15 protein-coding genes are annotated in these 18,843 nt (G+C 44.0%); 12 read left to right on the forward strand and 3 right to left on the reverse strand.

Features of this window, described 5'->3' with window-relative positions; translation table 11 throughout:
• Window positions 1-22 precede the first annotated feature (22 nt).
• Together rdgB and ciaB are read left to right on the forward strand one after the other, a co-directional pair.
• Window positions 23-628, forward strand: coding sequence for an RdgB/HAM1 family non-canonical purine NTP pyrophosphatase (rdgB, locus tag YH65_RS01405; protein ID WP_046550301.1), 606 nt, complete (start codon window positions 23-25; stop codon window positions 626-628).
• A gap of 151 nt (window positions 629-779) precedes the next feature.
• The gene (gene ciaB / locus YH65_RS01410; RefSeq protein WP_046550302.1) at window positions 780-2,624 is read left to right on the forward strand and encodes an invasion protein CiaB; all 1,845 of its coding nucleotides are present in this window, start codon (window positions 780-782) and stop codon (window positions 2,622-2,624) included.
• Between the two features lie 14 nt (window positions 2,625-2,638).
• On the opposite strand, the gene YH65_RS01415 is transcribed toward ciaB, so the two are convergent.
• Both YH65_RS01415 and YH65_RS01420 read right to left on the reverse strand, forming a co-directional pair.
• The gene (locus YH65_RS01415; protein ID WP_046550303.1) at window positions 2,639-4,123 is read right to left on the reverse strand and encodes a GNAT family N-acetyltransferase; all 1,485 of its coding nucleotides are present in this window, start codon (window positions 4,121-4,123) and stop codon (window positions 2,639-2,641) included.
• The gene (locus tag YH65_RS01420; RefSeq protein ID WP_046550304.1) at window positions 4,123-5,319 is read right to left on the reverse strand and encodes an amidohydrolase; all 1,197 of its coding nucleotides are present in this window, start codon (window positions 5,317-5,319) and stop codon (window positions 4,123-4,125) included. Before YH65_RS01420 ends, YH65_RS01415 begins: the two co-directional genes overlap by 1 nt.
• A 291-nt stretch (window positions 5,320-5,610) precedes the next feature.
• Here YH65_RS01420 and YH65_RS01425 point away from each other — a divergent pair, with 291 nt between their 5' ends.
• The 5 genes from YH65_RS01425 (at window position 5,611) to YH65_RS01440 (ending at window position 13,067) form a co-directional block, all read left to right on the forward strand.
• Window positions 5,611-8,661: a PIG-L family deacetylase gene (locus tag YH65_RS01425; RefSeq protein ID WP_046550305.1), complete on the forward strand. Its 3,051-nt coding sequence runs from the start codon at window positions 5,611-5,613 to the stop codon at window positions 8,659-8,661.
• A gap of 111 nt (window positions 8,662-8,772) precedes the next feature.
• Entirely contained in the window at window positions 8,773-10,596 is a 1,824-nt protein-coding gene (locus tag YH65_RS01430; protein WP_169745656.1) for a glycosyltransferase, read from the forward strand.
• Window positions 10,597-10,740: 144 nt separating this feature from the next.
• Window positions 10,741-11,259, forward strand: a complete 519-nt coding sequence (locus YH65_RS11605; protein WP_245609206.1) for a class I SAM-dependent methyltransferase — start codon at window positions 10,741-10,743, stop codon at window positions 11,257-11,259.
• A gap of 187 nt (window positions 11,260-11,446) precedes the next feature.
• A complete protein-coding gene (locus YH65_RS01435) occupies window positions 11,447-12,568 on the forward strand; it encodes a glycosyltransferase family 4 protein (RefSeq protein WP_281175048.1) in 1,122 nt (373 codons plus the stop codon).
• A gap of 130 nt (window positions 12,569-12,698) precedes the next feature.
• Window positions 12,699-13,067, forward strand: a complete 369-nt coding sequence (locus YH65_RS01440; protein WP_046550308.1) for a hypothetical protein — start codon at window positions 12,699-12,701, stop codon at window positions 13,065-13,067.
• Between the two features lie 47 nt (window positions 13,068-13,114).
• Here YH65_RS01440 and YH65_RS01445 read toward each other — a convergent pair whose 3' ends face one another.
• On the reverse strand, window positions 13,115-14,287 hold the full coding sequence (locus YH65_RS01445) for a trypsin-like serine peptidase (RefSeq protein ID WP_052746049.1): 1,173 nt from the start codon (window positions 14,285-14,287) through the stop codon (window positions 13,115-13,117).
• Window positions 14,288-14,431: 144 nt separating this feature from the next.
• Between YH65_RS01445 and cysD the strand changes: the two genes are divergently transcribed.
• Genes cysD through cysQ form a run of 5 tightly spaced genes read left to right on the forward strand, consistent with a single transcriptional unit; the run spans window position 14,432 to window position 18,840 of the window.
• On the forward strand, window positions 14,432-15,340 hold the full coding sequence (cysD, locus tag YH65_RS01450) for a sulfate adenylyltransferase subunit CysD (RefSeq protein WP_046550309.1): 909 nt from the start codon (window positions 14,432-14,434) through the stop codon (window positions 15,338-15,340).
• A 1-nt stretch (window position 15,341) separates the two neighbouring features.
• On the forward strand, window positions 15,342-16,781 hold the full coding sequence (gene cysN / locus YH65_RS01455) for a sulfate adenylyltransferase subunit CysN (RefSeq protein WP_046550310.1): 1,440 nt from the start codon (window positions 15,342-15,344) through the stop codon (window positions 16,779-16,781).
• Entirely contained in the window at window positions 16,781-17,506 is a 726-nt protein-coding gene (gene cysC, locus YH65_RS01460) for an adenylyl-sulfate kinase (RefSeq protein WP_046550311.1), read from the forward strand. Before cysN ends, cysC (YH65_RS01460) begins: the two co-directional genes overlap by 1 nt.
• A complete protein-coding gene (gene cysC / locus YH65_RS01465) occupies window positions 17,496-18,101 on the forward strand; it encodes an adenylyl-sulfate kinase (RefSeq protein ID WP_046550312.1) in 606 nt (201 codons plus the stop codon). The genes cysC (YH65_RS01460) and cysC (YH65_RS01465) overlap by 11 nt, the downstream gene beginning before the upstream one ends.
• Window positions 18,091-18,840 carry a 3'(2'),5'-bisphosphate nucleotidase CysQ gene (cysQ, locus tag YH65_RS01470; protein WP_046550313.1) on the forward strand — a complete coding sequence of 250 codons (750 nt, stop codon included), beginning with the start codon at window positions 18,091-18,093 and terminating at the stop codon, window positions 18,838-18,840. Before cysC (YH65_RS01465) ends, cysQ begins: the two co-directional genes overlap by 11 nt.
• The last annotated feature ends 3 nt before the right edge of the window (window positions 18,841-18,843 follow it).

An 18,843-nucleotide genomic window follows, 5' to 3' on the forward strand; every position in this document is an offset into this window, starting at 1 on the left:
GTAAAGAAAAGGTTAAAGCATTATGAAGTTGGTACTTGCAACCGGAAACAGAGGAAAACTGCGTGAATTCAGGCAGATGTGCGAAGATGAAGTGGTAGCGTTCTCCGATCTGCTCGGTGCATTCGATATCGTGGAAGACGGTGACACTTTTGCCCAGAATGCCCTGATAAAAGCCCGTACGATCTACGAAAAATTGAAAGAGAAAGACCCCTCAACAGATTATCTGGTTATTTCAGATGACAGCGGGATCTCTTTGCCCGTTTTGAACGGGGCACCGGGTATCTATTCTGCACGTTATGCCGGCAAAGATGTAACGGACAAGGAGAATCTTTACAAGCTGGTAGAGGCAGTCAAAGAGAAGGGTCTCAAAAGTACCCCGGCGTATTACACCGCAGCCATAGCCATTGTCTCAAAATACGGCGAGTATGTCGTACACGGATGGATGCACGGTGATGTTATAGACGAAGCAAGAGGAGAGAAGGGTTTCGGGTATGATCCGATGTTCATCCCTGCGGGATTCCATAAAACACTTGGTGAACTGGATGATGATATTAAAAAGAATATATCCCACCGGGGAAAGGCGCTGGCATTGGCAAAACCGATCATTCAAATGCTGAAAACAAAATAGCTGTAGGGTGCGTAAATACGCACCACATAATAAAATTTGTATACAATAAATGGTATTGCCGAAAGGCCAAACATCATAAAGGTGCGTGTTTACGCACCCTACGGAGGATATTAAATGACAAGAATTAAAATTCAGTACAGCGAGGTACTAAATGCAGAGTCATAAAAAAGAACAATTCATGAACGACCTTCAGGCGATCTATCTGGAGTTGCAGGATAGGCAGGCGGAACTGAACGGTTTTTATGAGATCGCCAGAGGTGGTGAGAACCAAAGAGCGGAGGAAGTGGTAAATGCTTTCCTGAAACTGCTGGATATTCCAAGGGATGACGACAGCGTGATGGCAGCATTGACGCGTATCGTCAATCTGCGCGAAGATGCTCTGGAGCAGGTACTCGGCAAGCTTGGATTGAACGATGAGGAGATCCGTGTCAAGAAAGAGTTGGCATACGGGTTTGTCAGTACCATGCATATTGCCCGGCATGAGTCGCTCATCGGATGGATAGAGAACCGTAAACTGCTGACACCGTTTTACCGATCATTGATCCTGGGAGCGCATTTTGTAGGGTTGCGCCTCTCAGAATGGCAGAGTTACTGGACGCATCAGATCATCTATACGGTCAATCTGGAGCTCTCCGAAATGTTCAACGGGGATGATGCCAAGGTCTTCGAAATGCTGCAGAACAAGTCGCTGCTTGACAGGGACGAGAACGGAGAAGTGGCAGACAGGTGTTACTCGGTACTTGAAAAAGAGGGTGACAGTTTCAAAAGTGTCGCTTATGCCGAAGCATTCCCCGAGCAGGTAAAGCAGGTAGCAACGGCACTTGAACAGCTCATTATGCTGCTAGGCAAGCATGAAGACGAGGTCTATGGGCAGAAAAATGAGTGGATCGCCTACTTCAGCGCCATCAAAGAGGCCTTTACTCATACGAAAATTGATGAACTTGTCAGAATGTGGGCAGAGGTTGACAGACGATGGATGACGATCACTACACCGCTTCAGGTCGGGCACCCGCTGGAGTACTATGAAGATCACTACCGTAAGGCGGTAGCACTTGAATGGGACCTTCGTATCGTCAATCCCAAGCTTCAGGAGGGCTCACATACCCGAAATAATATCAAGCTCTTCGCCTATGAAATGGCAAAAAGTTTTGGAGAAGAAGCACTGCATACGATGAGCAAGAACCTGCTTCAGGTCGATGAAACACAGCTCTATATCGGCCAGCCGATGCTCTACTATGCAGCGGAGTTCAACGGACTCTTCTCCGCGCAGGTGGTACCTAACGATGAAGAAGTCTCTTCCGAACTGGGTAAGAAGATATTTGCCTATGCCGACTTCGTGATGGAGAGCAAAAAATCCAAACCGGTCATGAAGCTCTCCGTGGAGACGATGGGTGAAGCTTTTGTCAGAAAACAGCGGGCACTAGTTGAAAACGAGCCCGAACTGTGGCAGGAGATCTACGACATTTCCACCATCGGGCATGAGTACGGGCATATTCTCTGGATCGATTCCGATACCGAGACAAAGATGAACGGTACCGGACAGTTCAAGAACATCGAAGAGTTCAAAGCCACTACCGGCGGGCTCATGGCTTTCTTCCATAATGAGAGAGAAGCGCTGAAGCACCACATCGTCGATGACCTTGTATCACGTGCGGTCGGGCTGATGGCATGGCGTGAAGTAGGTGAAGTACTGCCGTACTACTGTGAAGGGCTCATACATTTAGACATCCTGTTCAGTTCCGGTATCATTACTTACGATGGACAGATCAAGATAGACTATTCCAGGTATGATGCGATGAAAGAAGCGTATACTTCCGCTTACAAAGATTTAGCAGAAAATTATCTCAAAAAAGTTGATGCAAACGAATATCTGGGGCGATATACCGTGAAAAACACAGGGGTCTATCTGCCTAAGAATGAAGCGATAAAGACATTTGTCGAGTACTACTATACACGTTATCAGGAGATCGGGCAGCAGACCACCGTTTTGAACTGAAGCCGGGTTCCGGACTAAGCCTTTTTGACCCTCTGTTCATCTTTTCGAATGTATTTTGAGAGTTTTTTGCAGAAATCGGAGTAGCAGACATAATTCCTGCTTCCGATCTTGTCGCTGTTCTTGAGCTGTAACCTGAGATAGTCTTTCTTCTTATGATAGTAGAACATTACGCCGCTGTAGAAAAATCCTCTTTTGTTCATGATGTTGATTACTTTGTCGATTTGCGGGATACCCTCAAGTGAGATATCCGCATAGATCATATCACAGTGTTTCGCTTTGAGCTGATTGAGCAGTATAATGAATTTCTGTTTGAAATCCTTGCCGTAACGATCGACCCTGATCTTGGCGACATTGGTCGGCGGGTCAAAGGTGTAGCTCAGAAAAATATGATCGGTGGTTTTCTCCTTCTTCTTTTTGGCTTTTTCAAAAGGTACAGCGGCATTTCTATAGGTTTGTTCGATCTTTTTCTTATAGACTGCGGGAAAAAAAAGATTTTTGTTCTTTGTGTTTAAAAAGTAATAACCGACAAGTACCGAACCCCGTCTGTGTTTCATGGCCAGCTCATTGTTGACAATGGTTGTATCGACAGGTACTTTCCCCAGCATTAGTGCTGTTTCGGAAAAGCCGTGCCTGAGGTTGGCCTTTTGGCTGTAGATATGGAACATGATCGCTTCACCGAACACCGCATCGAGATTGATCTTCCTGGCTTTTTGCAGGACTAGCTTGAGCATTTGGTTCATGATACCTCTTCCCTGAAATTCCGGGTCTACCACGGCAACCCCTATCTCTGCTATGGTCGATTCAGGTACCAGTACCAGGGCGAAGTGGCCGATGATCCTCTCTTCTCTCTGGGCAACGATGGAGTAGAACTTTTTTCCATGTGATTCGAAGACCTTCCGCGGATAGTAGAAAAGGTCCTTGATGTAGCTGTAACCGTAGTTCTTGAAGATCAGTCGGGCAATGCCTTCTTCATCTCCCTCCCGGTACTCTCGGATCGTAACAGGAATCTCATCTGAGCCTTCGCTCTCTCTTCTTTTTTCACTCTTTTGCAGGGGAGGAAAAGATAGATGTTCCTGATTTGCCTTTTTTGCATGTAAGGGATGGGAAGCATATTTGATAATGATGAATTTCTTTCCGTCTTTCCCGAGATTCTGGTACTCAAAAAGATCCATAAGGTCGTAGATGTGATTAAAGCCTTCGGAGGCATCCTCTTTGATGGGAACACTGATATGTTTTTTGAAGGACATGGGAAGACCCCAGTCATGCACATCGATCCTGAGACCGGTCTTGAAAGGGTACAAGCCTACCTGAATGTAACCGGAAGAATCTTTGTAGGCATGGAGGACGGCATTCTCAATCAATTCCCCGGTACTGTCTATGAGTGCCTGTGTATCCTCTTTGGTCAGCGGCAATGTTTCGCAGGTATCTCCGATGAGGTCTTCGACGATCCTCATGAACTTTAGGTCGCTGGGGATCTTCAGGCTGATACTCTCATGCATCACTCAGCCTTTTGTACCAGAAAGGAAAGGGCGGAAGCCCCCATGATCTTCATGCCGACTTGCAGGGCATCGTCATCGACGTCAAAACGGCTGTTGTGCTGTGAAACACAGGTCTCTTTCTCTTCATTGCAGGTACCGAGCCTGAAAAAGGCACCCGGAACGATTTTTAAATATTCGGAGAAATCCTCCCCTCCCATCACCGGATCGACGAGATCGATGCAATTCTCTTCTCCAATGATCCCTTTGGCCTCATTCACTATGATATCTACCATCTTGTCATAGTTGATCAGCTCGGGTTGTCCGAATTCATAGTCAAAGTTGTAGGTCGCTCCCATCGATTCAGAGATGCCCTTGATGGAAGCTTCCATCATTTTGGGAATATTGTTCCTCACGCTTTCATTGATGGTCCTCACGGTCCCTTTCAGCAGGACATGGTCGCAAATGATGTTGGAGGCCCGTCCTCCTTCGATCGTTCCCAGAGAGATGACGGCAGGGTGCAGCGGATCGATCATGCGTGAGACGATATGATTGAGTGAATTGACGATCATGGCGGTCACCAGGATGGCATCTACGCCCTCATGCGGTCTGGCGCCATGCGCAGATTTGCCGAAAACTTCGATGCTGAAAATGTCTGCCGATGCCATCATGACACCGTATTTGTATCCTATCTGCCCGGTTTTGAGGTAGGGGTAGGCGTGCAGCCCAAAGATGCCATCCACTCCTTCGAGTGCACCGTCTGCTATCATCTCGACACTGCCGCCTTCCTTGCTCTCTTCTGAAGGCTGAAAAATGAACCGTACATTGCCCGCAAGTGCCTCTTTGTGTTCCGCCATTGCAATGGCAGTTCCCAGTGCAATGGCCGTATGGCTGTCATGCCCGCAGGCATGCATGATCCCCTTTTCCCTGGAACTGTAGGGTTTCCCCGTCTGTTCCTCGATAGGCAGGGCATCCATATCGGCACGAATGGCAACGGTTCGGGCATTGTCGTCTACCCGCAGGTCAGCGATCAGCCCAAAATGTTTCTCGCTCTCCCTGACCGCATACCCGCTGGCTTCAAGTATGCCTTTGACCAGATATTTCGTATGTTCTTCGTGTCCGGAAAGTTCAGGATGTGCATGAAGATCATGACGGATATCTATGACTCTGTCATTGATCTTTTCTATTGTTTCAAAAAGTCTGTTTTTTATGTTTTTCATAAATATTACTCCTTTATCCTTTATAATATTTAGAATACTTATTTTAATTATACACCTTTTCGATAGAAAAAGTAAATTGGTATACTCTCCAGATATTCCTCTATGGTTTAGAAGAATTTGAAAATAAATCAGGTATAATAATATTTATAATTTTGGTTCATTTTCTGGCTTGAATTTTTGTTGTAAGTTGTAAAAAATCATAAAGCAGTGGAACCTGATTTCAGATTTTTTCTACGTTAACACTGAAATTGTCTATGAAATATCAAAAAAGAAGGGGGGGAACGTTTTTTAATGTTAAAAGATTATCAATTTATTCCATATAGTGTATCAGAGATTCCTGCAGGTCCGTCACTGGTATTTGCGCCACATCCGGATGATGAAACATTTGGTCTTGGTGGTACGATTCTTAAAATGACAGACAAAAAACAGATCGTCAATGTCGTGATGATGACAGATGGTGCAATGGGTGGAGCTCAAGAGGAAAGAAGAGAGGAGTTGCGCAAAGCAACAGAGATACTGGGAGTTGGGGAGTGCTATTTTTTCGGTGCACCTGATCAGGGACTCGAAGTCAACCCGGATACGATACAAAGGGTGGTTGACCTGATAGAGAAATATCAACCGCGTAATGTTTTTTTCACTTCTCCTCTGGAATATCATCCCGATCACCGTGCAACGGCATGGATCGTATGGAACGCTTTACAGAGTATTCAATTTACCGGTAATGTCTTTTCCTATGAGATCGCCAACCAGTCTCCGGTAAATACACTGGTCGATATCAGTGCCGTTATGGAACGGAAGACCAAGGCTATGAAGGTATATGCTTCTCAGCAGGCCCAGCTTGATTTTATTACGACGATCACATCGATGAATCATTTGCGTACATATACACTTCCGCCTAAAGAGGCGGCCTATGTGGAAGCTTTTTATCGTTTTGAAAATATCAGATCCGATCTCATGAGTTACTATTATGGCAATCTGGGAAGATATCATGGCAGGATGAGATCCGTTGCACTTCCATTGGTTTCTGTACTGATACGGACAAAAGACAGACCGGAATTGTTACGGCAGGCTCTTGATTCCCTGGCAAGACAGACTTATCGGCAGATCGAGATCAATATTGTGAATGACGGTACCGAAAGTGTACAGCATATCGTGAATGACTTTGTCTTCAGCCGTATTTACCTGAAAAACAACAAAAAACCCAAGGGGGCTGCCCGCAGTGCAAACACTCTGCTTAAAATGGCAGAAGGTGATTACTGTATCTTCCTGGATGATGAAAACAGGTTCGATGAAAAGTATATTGAAAACCTGGTACAGACAGTAGTTGAAAATAAAAACCGGCTGTTATGCTACGGTGCGGTTACGGTGGAGCAGAAGAGTGAAGAGAGTGAGTATGTGAACCGTTCCTATATTCCTGCATTGCTGAGGAGACTCGACTATATTCCTTTGAATTCCGTACTTTTTTCCAAAAAGCTCGTTGAGAACGGCTGCAGTTTCGATAAGCATTTTAAAATGAATGCAGAATGGGATTTCCTTCTTCAACTGGCACAGCATTCCGAGTTCTACTACCTTGACCAAACGGCAGCAGTCTGTCATGTTAACAGAATCGGTGGAGAGGAGACGTTAACCGGTGAGACAGAAAAGGAACAATGGAAATTAAAAATATATGACAAATGGTCCAAAATATGGGATGCTACAGAACTAAATCAGACCTTTGATATCCTGGAAAAACTACATTCCCGGGAAGAGGGTAGTGAAGGAAAGAAAAAAGGAACAGGTAATTTCCCCGATAAAGAGAGGGAAAGGCTTGTTGGAACCATTGAGACACAAACAGCAAAACTGAATACCATGGAAGAGGAAAACAAAGGACTGAAACAGCAGATAGAGAAGCTGTCTCGTACCAATGAGATACAGATCAGACGTCTGCGTGAATTCCAGGATACGATACAGAAAAGTGGGAAAGCCTCTTTGGATACCAAGCATATCTCTACACAGGATGCAGAACGAATAAAAGAAGAAAACAAGGTATTGAAAGACAGAGTAACTCAGTTGACCATAACGCATAAGGCACAGTTGAATCATATTAGGGAACTGCAACAAACGATACAAAAACATGAAAAGGCCATTGCTGATATCCCGAATCATAAATCCCAGGATGATAAATACACCAAAGAAATCCGGGAATTAAAGAAAAGGGTAGAAACGCTTTCCCTTGAGAAAGCAGCAAAGATCATGCAGCTGCAAAAACTGAAAACTGAGTCTGGAACAGTTGACAGTACAGAGAACAAAAACCTGGTCATGCATGACAGAGAATGTGTTGAACATGATGCCTTGCTCCATCAGCTCTTGGATGAAAGGTTGGCCCCGATTAATGCAGCAGGCGAAGGCAAACGTGATTTTAAACTGGTCAGTCCTGTAGGATATGAAAAAGAGTTAATTGAACTCTTTGAGGAAGTATTCAAAGGGCCTATGAGCCAGGAGTTTTGGAAATGGAAATATGAGGGTGTACAATGGCGTGCAGTCTGTGCGTTGAAAGACGGGAAGATTATCGCGCATTATAACGGAATGGCAAGAGATATACTTTATTTTGGAAAACATAAACGTGCAATACAGCCCTGTGATACTATGGTCTCTGCCAAAGCGAGAGGCGGGATCAAAACGAACAGTCCCTTCTTCAGTTCGACAAAAGCATGGATACTCAGTAATCTTGGTGTGAATAAAGAATTCCTTTTGACCTATGGATTCCCAAATGATAGGCATATGCGACTCGGTGAGAAAATGGGTCTTTATACAGAAGTTGACAAAGTGAAAGAAGTGGATTGGTATACAAAAAAAAGAGAAGCCTCCCCTCTGATAAATGTTGATTTGTTTGATTATAATAAAGAGATGGATAAGACTATTAATGCCCTTTGGAATACAATGGCGGATGAATTCAAAGAAAATATCATCGGTATAAGGGATGCACAGTATCTCAGAAGAAGATACATGAAACATCCTCTAATCAAATATCAGACATATCTTGTTTATGATGAGAAAGAGAAACTGTTGGGTGTCTTTGTCCTAAGGATAGAGGACAAGCTGGCTGCATTGATGGATATCATCGCACCCAAAGCACAGTTTGAAATGATCATTAACGAAGCGATACGCATTGCTCATAATGAAGGTGCCAAATTGTTGAGGGCATGGGTTCCGGAATCACGGATCGAACTTTTTAACCATGCCAGAGCACTTATCAATAATACGGATATTGTGATCCCTACCATCAGTATCGTTAAGGGTTTAAACCCTGAAGAGATCAAAGGAAAATGGTTCCTGACATATGGCGATACGGATTTTATGTAGGAAGTTGATATTGGAGAATATACAGTGAAAAAGAAAAAGAGCATGATCCAGAAAATGCTAGGCAAAATATTAGAAGAATTAGAAAACCCGAAGCAGCATCACGGTCTATATATGAATAAGGACGATACTCCGGAAGAGGCGGAGAAGAATGTAGTCGATTATTTTTTCAGATATTTGTATAAAGCACCTGCAAAAGTCCTGGTGGTCGGTACAGGGCTGGACCTTCTGCCCAAAAGACTTATGGAGAAAGGGTTCGAGTATACAGGGATTTCCAAAGATAAAACAGTAATCAAAAAGTCAAAGAAACGTTTCCCGGATGCAGAGTTTCTGCATACGGACCTCAAAGAGCTTGAAACAGAGATGAAGTATGACATCATTATTTTCAGAGAGAGTGCCGATCAGGGTTCTTTCTCTTCTCTTTTTGAGAAAGCGGGCAGCCTTTTAACAGAGGGGGGGAGGATTCTGGTGATGGATACCTTTTCCGGGAACAAACAAAACCCGCGCAATATGAAAAAATTTGTAAATACGGCAAAAAAAGAGGGTTTTGCATTAAACCATGTAGAAGATCTTTCTTCCCTGATTTTACCAGATATAGAATACAAAAGATATCTTATTCGTACATACCGTGACAGGATCACAAAAAAACTGGGTATTACCTCTGAACAGATCGATGAAGTGACGGATCGACTCAAAGAAACCGAAAAAAGGTTCAGGAATAAAAAACTTTCGTATGTGTTCATGGAGTTGCAAAAGACTGAAACAAAAGAACGGAAAGCCAATGAAGAATCAGGCATGGTCGAATCACTGGCGGCAGAAATGGTCCCGGCCATAAAAGAGAAAGAAAAGGGAAGAAAAAAAAGAGCACTGCTTCTGACCTTGATACCATTGACACACGTGGGTGGTATTGAAAAGATCAACCAGAACATAGCAGACCTTCTACATGACCATGGCTGGGAGGTAGATGCACGCTGTACGGCCGATATTCAGGAGGAAGCACTTTCAAAATATTTGCTTGGAACAGATACTGCACTATTCGAGTGTCTTGCATTTGCGGGTGTATTGGACTGGAAATCCTATGACCTGGTTGTCAGCAATAACAATGCAGGAGGTGCATGCCATCCTACAGAAAAAACAAAAGTAGTCGCGATTTCCCATGGTATTTTCAGTGGTGTAGGCAAAGAGGTGGAGCATGCTTTTCCTGGCGTTTTCCCACCACACGTACTGAGTCTGAAAAATATTACTGAAGAGATAAGTTACAGCAATAAAAGCGGACTGATAGCGGTTTCTCAGCAGGTCAGCGATGAACTTCTTGAACTGTTCGGGCAAAAAAGCCATGTAGTGGTGAATGGTTTTGAATTTGAACGCTTCAGGAATGTCAAAAGTGAATTACGGGAGAAGTACGCTATTCCCAAAGAGGCTTTGGTTGCGATCTATGCCGGCCGACTGGATCCGGTACAGAAGCGCTCGGATATTACTATTGAGCTTGCCCGTCTGTTTCCGGACATCTATTGGGTATTTGCAACAGACAAGGTGGATCCCAGATATAAACAGTATAAGAACATCATAGTTATTCTCAGTGTACCCTATGAAGAGATGCCGGCATTGTATGCAGGTGTAGACTTTGCTATGCAACTTTCCTCATATGAAGGGTTCAGTAATTTTGCGATGGAAACGATCGCTACAAAAATACCGATGATCAGTACAAAAACGGGTATTATAGATGAAGTGTATATGGGAACACCTTTGGAGCCTCTGCTGATTGAACAGGATATGTCCCATGAGGTCATTTTAAAACGGGCAGCGCAGAAGGTCACTCTGCTTAGAGAGTCGTATCCTTTCTATAAAAAAGCCAGTGAAGAATTGTACGAAACAGCGAAAGAGACTTTTTCCCTGAAAGCATGGCGTGAAAAAATGACTCGTATATTGGGTTTGTAATTCCCTGAGATCAAAAAATAAAAAAGAAGGAAATGAACAGTGCCTAATCCAAAGTTTGAAGAAAATAAAGAATTTATCCACCTTAACCTTGTGAAAAAGCTGTCTAAAGATAAAAAAAACAAGGGGCAGCATCACGGTCTATATATGAATAAGGACGATACTCCGGAAGAGGCGGAGAAGAATGTAGTCGATTATTTTTTCAGATATTTGTATAAAGCACCTGCAAAAGTCCTGGTGGTCGGTACAGGGCTGGACCTTCTGCCCAAAAGACTTATGGAGAAAGGGTTCGAGTATACAGGGATTTCCAAAGATAAAACAGTAATCAAAAAGTCAAAGAAACGTTTCCCGGATGCAGAGTTTCTGCATACGGACCTCAAAGAGCTTGAAACAGAGACGAAGTATGACATCATTATTTTCAGAGAGAGTGCCGATCAGGGTTCTTTCTCTTCTCTTTTTGAGAAAGCGGGCAGCCTTTTAACAGAGGGGGGGGAGGATTCTGGTGATGGATACCTTTTCCGGGAACAAACAAAACCCGCGCAATATGAAAAAATTTGTAAATACGGCAAAAAAAGAGGGTTTTGCATTAAACCATGTAGAAGATCTTTCTTCCCTGATTTTACCAGATATAGAATACAAAAGATATCTTATTCGTACATACCGTGACAGGATCACAAAAAAACTGGGTATTACCTCTGAACAGATCGATGAAGTGACGGATCGACTCAAAGAAACCGAAAAAAGGTTCAGGAATAAAAAACTTTCGTATGTGTTCATGGAGTTGCAAAAGACTGAAACAAAAGAACGGAAAGCCAATGAAGAATCGGGCATGGTCGAATCACTGGCGGCAGAAATGGTCCCGGCCATAAAAGAGAAAGAAAAGGGAAGAAAAAAAAGAGCACTGATTTTCACATCTTTACCACTGACGCATGTTGGAGGGATTGAAAAAGTGAATTTGCAGATCATGAATATGCTCCAGGATGCCGGCTGGGAAGTAGATACGAGAAGCTATTATGACCTGGATGTCGAAAAACTGCAGAAAGGACTCAGTGAGGGGAATATCATGGTCTACTATGATCATTTTCTGCTGGCAGGTACCTATGACTGGCGTTCGTATGACCTTGTAGTGACGAATGATTCGGTGGGCGGTGTATGTCATACGACTGAACATACCAAGGTGATCACATTGGTACATGCAGTCTTTGCAGTAGGTTTTAATATGCTTGAACAAAACCTTGCCCAAGATTATAATTCCAAGGTCAGAGCCTATGCGGAAGCAGCCAGTTTTCGCAATAAAGACCAGGTGATCTCTGTTTCCAAAAAAGTACAGACAGAGCTGAAAGAACATTTTGATGCAGATAGTATCGTTATCAATAACGGATTCGATTTTGACCTTTTTTTGCCTTCTGGGAAAAAAGAACTGAATATCAGAAAAGAGCATGGTATTCCCGAGAATGCAATCGTGGGTCTTTATGCCGGCCGATGGTCTACTCAGGAGAAAAGACCGGATATTACACTGAAACTTGCGAAAAAGTTCCCTGATATCTATTGGGTATTTGCTACAGACAAACCTGTACGAGGTTCTGATGAAATGAAAAATGTAATCGTGCTCCATAATATTCCTTATGAAAAAATGCCGGCGTTATATGAAGAGGTAGATTTTACAATGCAGCTTTCTCTCTATGAAGGTTTTAGCAATTTCGCTATTGAGAGTATTGCAAGCAAAGTACCGATGATAAGTACAAGGACTGGCATTATTGATGAAGTTTATAGCGGTACGGATATGGAATCACTTCTGATAGAGCAGAGTATTTCACGAGATGTCATTTTAAAGCAGGCTGAAGAGAAGGTCCGTAAACTCTTTGAGGGACGTGAGTTCTATAAGAAAGCCAGTGAAACACTTTATACGAGCGCAAAGAAACGCTTTTCTCTTGAGCGCTGGAGAGAACAAATGAGAAAAGTCTTGAGTATTTAATATACCGATCTGATAAACCTGTGACAGGGGTGCACTTTGAATGTAAGGGGTCATTATTCATATGATGCTATAATGCACCCCCTATGGTATATTATTATATATCATATAAAATATTTTCAAAGGAATACACATGAAATTGAAACATATAGCTCTGCCTGTCATCGGGAGTATGGTAATTGCAGGAAGTACGCTCTATGCATCCGGTGGGCAACAGGGGAAATTGATGAATGCATTGCAAAAAGTGGAACTTCAGAAAAACCAGAAAGAGCAGATAGAAAAATTCAAAGAGGAACAAAGGAAAGAGCTGCAGCAGGGAAGAGCAGAAATACCAAAAGGCCGTATTTTTTCGAAAGAAGGATTCAATAAGGATCTTTATATCAAAAAAGGTGAGACTGCGGCAAAAGTACGTATAGAGGCAAATGCAAACTTTATAGACAAAACATTCCAGATACTCACCAAGAAACAAAAGGTTGAGTGGATCAAAGGGATGAGGAAATAAAGATAATATCGGTACCGGGAAGGGCCGTATCCCCGATACCGATCGATCTATTCACTACAGGCTGATGGCGTATCGGCGCACGCACCGTCTACCAATTCCACGATATTTGTGCTAGTGAATGGACTTGCCCCCATTTCTTTCGGTCCATTGGTAGTATATCCCCAACTTGTAACTCCCAGCACGGTATTGGATGTACTGTCACTTCCGACAAATGTACCTGACAGTGTTGCTATTTCTCCTAGATTTGCTATCCAGGGTCCCCCACTGCTACCACCGGTTTGACGTGAGCCTATAATGGTATTGGAAGCATTGATCCCCGATACATAACCTGTAGAATCGGTACGCTGCATCATACGACCTGAATCATGGGAAACAGGATATCCCAACTGTGTGAGTTGTACCACGGAGTTGTCACCAAATTTATTGAATGTGGTATATCCCCATCCGTCCCAACCATAACTAAGCCAACCGGTAAGATCACCTGCATACGTTGCTTCACCCTGGTATAAGACAGGTTTCAATGTAATGATCGCTACATCGTTCTCGCATACAACTCCGGGACCGGTCACCGCACAGTGATCCGTTCCATCCAGATATGACTCCTTGACCGTCACATGGCTTGCTTTCCATTTACCATAGGGAGCGATCCCTTTATAATAGGCAGGAATAAATTCGAAATCAGAAAATATCTCATTTTGACCGAACTCAGAGACACAGTGTGCTGCAGTAACAACAAGACCCGGTTTAATCAGTGAAGCTGAGCAGACATAAGTTGAAGAGCCTATTTTGAAAAAAAGTTTTCCTGCCGCTCTATAAGGATATCTGTATGAAATTTTATTACCGTAGACATCGACCCTTGTTGTACTGAACGGGTGTGATGTTGTTCCAAATTCCATAGGTGTTACATCCCGATCACTTTCTTCTGTCTCTGACTCGGGTACTTTTGAAATGAATGCCCTGATATTCTCAACAGGTCCTGCAGACCCTTTGCTGACACCAGGTTCCCCCTCTGAAAGGGTACTTGCTATCTCAAACTCAATCGTGGATTCATCTCCCGAGACCAGAGGCAGAGGCATAGCAATCGCATGTGCATAATCCAGGTTTATTGCTGTTTTGTTTTGAATCCTATGGACAACCACCCCGTTCTCCGCTCCTGCACTCGTTATTGCAATGGCTGTGCAGATACCGCCCGCAATAAGACCCTGTATATATCTGTTCATCTTCTTTCCTCCTTAATGTATTTATTGTTTTTTTAATGTAACATAAATTTTATTAAATAATGTGTAAATAATTTTTGGATTATGACCTTATAATATGATGTAGAGTATAATATAACTTAAGTTTTAGGGAAAGGGAATCAATAAATGACCAGAGAACGATTAACACATTTAAAACAGCTTGAAGCGGAGTCTATACATATCCTGAGGGAGGTTGCCGCCGAATTCACCAATCCGGTGATGATGTATTCGGTGGGAAAAGACTCCTCCGTTATGCTGCATTTGGCGATGAAAGCATTTGCGCCGAGCAAACTGCCGTTTCCGTTGCTGCATGTAGATACCAAATGGAAATTCAAGGAGATGATAGAGTTCCGTGACCAACGTGCCAAGGATCTCGGATTCGACCTGATCGTGCATTCGAACCCCGAGGGTGACAAGATGAATATCTCTCCCTTTGAACACGGCTCCAAGGTGCATACTGACATTATGAAAACGGAAGGCTTGAAGCAGGCGCTCAATGAAGGCGGCTATGATGCGATCATAGGAGGAGCACGTCGTGATGAAGAGAAATCGCGTGCAAAAGAGCGTATTTTCTCTTTCCGTGACAAACACCACAGATGGGACCCGAAAAACCAGCGACCCGAACTTTGGAACATTTACAATACGGCTATCCAAAAAGGTGAGAGTGTACGTGTATTCCCTATCTCAAACTGGACGGAACTGGATGTATGGCAGTACATTTATCTGGAAGGTATCCCTATTCCTTCTCTTTACTTTGCCAAAGAGCAGGATGTCGTAGAGTATGAGGGTACGAAGATTATGGTAGATGACGAACGTATGCCCGAAGAACTCAGAAAAAAAGCCAAAAAAGAGATGGTGCGTTTCAGAACACTGGGATGCTATCCTCTGACCGGTGCCATCAATTCGACAGCGACTACCTTGCCGGAGATCATCAAAGAAATGCTGCTCTCGACAAGCTCGGAAAGAGAAGGCCGACTGATAGACAAGGATCAGGAAGGTGCAATGGAATTGAAAAAAATAGAGGGGTATTTTTAGGATGTCACAAGAGAACAACAAAATAGCGATGGATATAGAGGGATACCTCAAAGAACATGAGAACAAGGACATGCTGCGTTTCCTGACCTGCGGGTCGGTAGATGACGGAAAGAGTACATTGATCGGGCGTATGCTTTATGATTCAAAGATGATCTTTGACGATCAGCTTTCAGCGGCGGAAGGTGAGAGCAAGAAGTATGGGACCACCGGCGAGAAGATCGATATGGCTCTGCTTGTAGACGGACTTCAGAGCGAACGGGAACAGGGGATTACGATCGATGTCGCCTACAGATTCTTTGCAACCGAGAACCGAAAGTTTATCATCGCGGACACTCCGGGCCATGAACAGTACACCAGAAATATGGTGACAGGTGCTTCTACCGCGGATGTGGCGATCATTCTTATCGATGCACGCAAGGGGATATTGACGCAGACAAGACGACACAGTTTCATCGTGAACCTGCTCGGTATAGAACATGTGATCGTTGCGATCAACAAGATGGACCTTGTGGATTTCAGCGAGGAGGTTTATAACGACATCTCCAAAGCCTATGGTGTACTGGCAGATGAACTGGGGATCAAAAATACCTATTATATCCCCGTTTCTGCGCTGGAAGGGGACAATGTAGTCGATAAAAGCGAGAAGATGCCATGGTATACCGGCATGCCGCTGCTTGGACTGCTGGACAGTATGGATATCTCCAAAGAACAGACGGCGGAGAATTTCAGACTTCCCGTACAGTACGTCAACCGTCCGAACCTTGATTTCAGAGGTTTCTGCGGGACCATAGCCGCAGGTGAAGTGAAAGTGGGTGATGAGATCACAGTGTTGCCTTCAGGAAAAACGACCAAAGTGAAGAGTATTATCAATGCGGGTGACATTACCGAAGACAATAGAACGGCGACAACCCAATTCGCCTATGCGCCTATGGCCGTGACCATTACGACCGAAGATGAGGTCGATATCTCGCGTGGTGATATGATCGTACATACGAAGAGTCTGCCGAGAGTATCGAACTCACTCAAGGTCATGCTGGTATGGATGGACGAGACACCTATGGAAGTCGGAAGATCTTACGATATCAAGCGGGCTACTTCAGTCGTATCGGGTGCCTTTGAACATATCAACTATAAGGTCGATGTCAATACCTATGAGAGAGAGCAGGTGCACAGTCTCGGCCTGAATGATATCGCTTCGTGCAAAATGGTCCTGACACAGCCGATCGCAGCGGATGCGTATGAAATGAACCGCCTGACGGGATCATTTATTGTCGTGGACAGGATCACCAACAATACTGTCGGTGCAGGAATGATCGTCGGTGTGAGCAGACGTGAAGAGGATGCCGCAAAGCTGTCGGAAAAAGAGTATACCGATGCAGAGAGAGCGTTGAACCAGTATATCAGAGAGAACTTCCCTGAATGGGAATGTAAAGTCGTCTAATGTACAGAGAGACCAACCAGCGTTCGATCGTCAAGGGGATCAGCTGGAGGGTTGTGGCCACGACCACGACCATCCTGATCGTCTATTTTTTCTTTGACCGGCTGGATCTTGCTATTGCTGCAGGATTGATCGAAACGGTCCTCAAAGTAGCTCTCTACTGGGGACATGAAAAAATATGGCAGAGAATCCACTGGGGAAAGAAGAAGATAGACCCTTTCAACCTCTGGTTCACAGGCTTGCCGCTCTCGGGAAAAACCACGATCGCGGATAAGGTCTATACTGAGCTGGAGAAACTGCATATCCCTATTGAACGTATCGATTCGAAAGATATCCGAGACCTGATCCCCGATATCGGCTATACGCGGGAGGACAGGAACAGACATATGCACCGTATCGGTTTTCTGATTCAGAGACTGCAGAAAAATTCCATTTCTACGGTAGCGACCTTTGTCTCTCCCTATACGGAATCACGCAAAGCGATACGGGAGATGGTCAAGAACAATATTGTGATCTATGTCAAAGCCGATATAGAAACCTGCAAATCCCGTGACTATAAGGGGGTCTATGACAGAGCGATGAAGGGTGAATTGAAAAACTTTTCCGGCATCAATGATGTCTATGAAGAACCACAGCATGCGGAGATCACGGTAGATACGAACAAGTTAAGTGCAGATGAAGCTGCAGAGATCATAGCAAAATACGTAAAGAAACATTATGTCAAATGAGAATATTGTATGGCATGACCATCATGTCACCAAAGAGGAACGTGCCGCCATTAAAACACAAAAACCCTGTATACTCTGGTTTACAGGGCTGAGCGGTTCCGGAAAATCCACCGTTGCGAATGCAGTTGAGAGCAGACTGCTTGCACTGAAAAAGCACACCTATCTGCTGGATGGGGACAATATCCGTATGGGGCTCAATAGAGGTTTGACCTTTTCAGATGAGGACAGGGTAGAGAATATACGCCGTATCGGTGAAGTTTCCAAGCTTTTTGTGGATGCGGGGACTATCGTTCTGACAGCGTTTATCTCTCCCTTTCAAAAAGAGAGAGATGCGGTACGTGCACTGGTGGAGAAAGATGAATTTATTGAAATTTTCATAGATACACCGATAGCAGTCTGTGAATCGCGAGATCCCAAAGGTTTGTACGAAAAAGCGCGTAAAGGAGAAATTCCGAACTTTACAGGTATTTCTTCTCCATATGAAGCCCCTGCAGAAGCTGAAATACATGTTAAAACAGAAGATCAGACTATCGCCGAATCGGCGGAGCAGGTTATCGGATATTTAAAAGAAAAAGGTTACATAAATGCTGGATAAAATCGATTTAAACGATATTCAAAAGATCGCGCAGGATGCAGGCAATACCATTATGGAGATATATAACAGAGATTTTTCCATCGAATATAAAGATGACAAGTCCCCGTTGACCGAGGCAGATACGGCTTCTCATGAAGTGATCATGGAGGGGTTGGAGAAGTACGGCATACCTGTGATGTCCGAAGAGGGAAAGACCATCACCTATGATGAGAGAAAAGGGTGGGAATACTACTGGTGTGTCGATCCCATAGACGGGACAAAAGAATTCATTAAGAAAAACGGTGAATTTACGGTCAATATTGCGTTGATCCATAAAGATACACCGGTTCTGGGGGTAGTTTATGCCCCGGCGCTGGGAGATATGTACAAAGCTAAAAAAGGAGAGGGTGCTTTTAAGAATGACCAAAAGCTTCCTCTGTGCAGCAATCCTGACCAGAAAGAAAAAATGAGTGTTGTTGCATCCAAATCCCATCTTTCCGAAGAGACACAGGCTTTTATCGATGCACTTGATACGCGAAATATTGAACAGGTATCCAAAGGAAGTTCTCTGAAACTTTGTATGGTGGCTGAGGGAGAAGCCGATATTTATCCTAGGCTTGCTCCTACGATGGAGTGGGATACGGCAGCAGCCGATGCAGTCGTAAGAGAAAGTGGAAAGATGACCTGTCAGTTTGAAAATGACAGACCTGTAGTCTACAATAAAGAGAATCTTTTGAATCCCTGGTTCGTGGTAAAATAATAG

This window comes from Sulfurovum lithotrophicum (assembly GCF_000987835.1).
Taxonomy (GTDB): domain Bacteria; phylum Campylobacterota; class Campylobacteria; order Campylobacterales; family Sulfurovaceae; genus Sulfurovum; species Sulfurovum lithotrophicum.

What these genes read in the sequence shown, in the direction of transcription:
- rdgB (WP_046550301.1), top strand. Translation starts at nt 23, where the DNA reads ATGAAGTTGGTACTTGCAACCGGAAACAGAGGAAAACTGCGTGAATTC.
- ciaB (WP_046550302.1), top strand. Translation starts at nt 780, where the DNA reads ATGCAGAGTCATAAAAAAGAACAATTCATGAACGACCTTCAGGCGATC.
- YH65_RS01415 (WP_046550303.1), bottom strand. Translation starts at nt 4,123, where the DNA reads ATGCATGAGAGTATCAGCCTGAAGATCCCCAGCGACCTAAAGTTCATG.
- YH65_RS01420 (WP_046550304.1), bottom strand. Translation starts at nt 5,319, where the DNA reads ATGAAAAACATAAAAAACAGACTTTTTGAAACAATAGAAAAGATCAAT.
- YH65_RS01425 (WP_046550305.1), top strand. Translation starts at nt 5,611, where the DNA reads ATGTTAAAAGATTATCAATTTATTCCATATAGTGTATCAGAGATTCCT.
- YH65_RS01430 (WP_169745656.1), top strand. Translation starts at nt 8,773, where the DNA reads ATGAATAAGGACGATACTCCGGAAGAGGCGGAGAAGAATGTAGTCGAT.
- YH65_RS11605 (WP_245609206.1), top strand. Translation starts at nt 10,741, where the DNA reads ATGAATAAGGACGATACTCCGGAAGAGGCGGAGAAGAATGTAGTCGAT.
- YH65_RS01435 (WP_281175048.1), top strand. Translation starts at nt 11,447, where the DNA reads ATGGTCCCGGCCATAAAAGAGAAAGAAAAGGGAAGAAAAAAAAGAGCA.
- YH65_RS01440 (WP_046550308.1), top strand. Translation starts at nt 12,699, where the DNA reads ATGAAATTGAAACATATAGCTCTGCCTGTCATCGGGAGTATGGTAATT.
- YH65_RS01445 (WP_052746049.1), bottom strand. Translation starts at nt 14,287, where the DNA reads ATGAACAGATATATACAGGGTCTTATTGCGGGCGGTATCTGCACAGCC.
- cysD (WP_046550309.1), top strand. Translation starts at nt 14,432, where the DNA reads ATGACCAGAGAACGATTAACACATTTAAAACAGCTTGAAGCGGAGTCT.
- cysN (WP_046550310.1), top strand. Translation starts at nt 15,342, where the DNA reads ATGTCACAAGAGAACAACAAAATAGCGATGGATATAGAGGGATACCTC.
- cysC (WP_046550311.1), top strand. Translation starts at nt 16,781, where the DNA reads ATGTACAGAGAGACCAACCAGCGTTCGATCGTCAAGGGGATCAGCTGG.
- cysC (WP_046550312.1), top strand. Translation starts at nt 17,496, where the DNA reads ATGTCAAATGAGAATATTGTATGGCATGACCATCATGTCACCAAAGAG.
- cysQ (WP_046550313.1), top strand. Translation starts at nt 18,091, where the DNA reads ATGCTGGATAAAATCGATTTAAACGATATTCAAAAGATCGCGCAGGAT.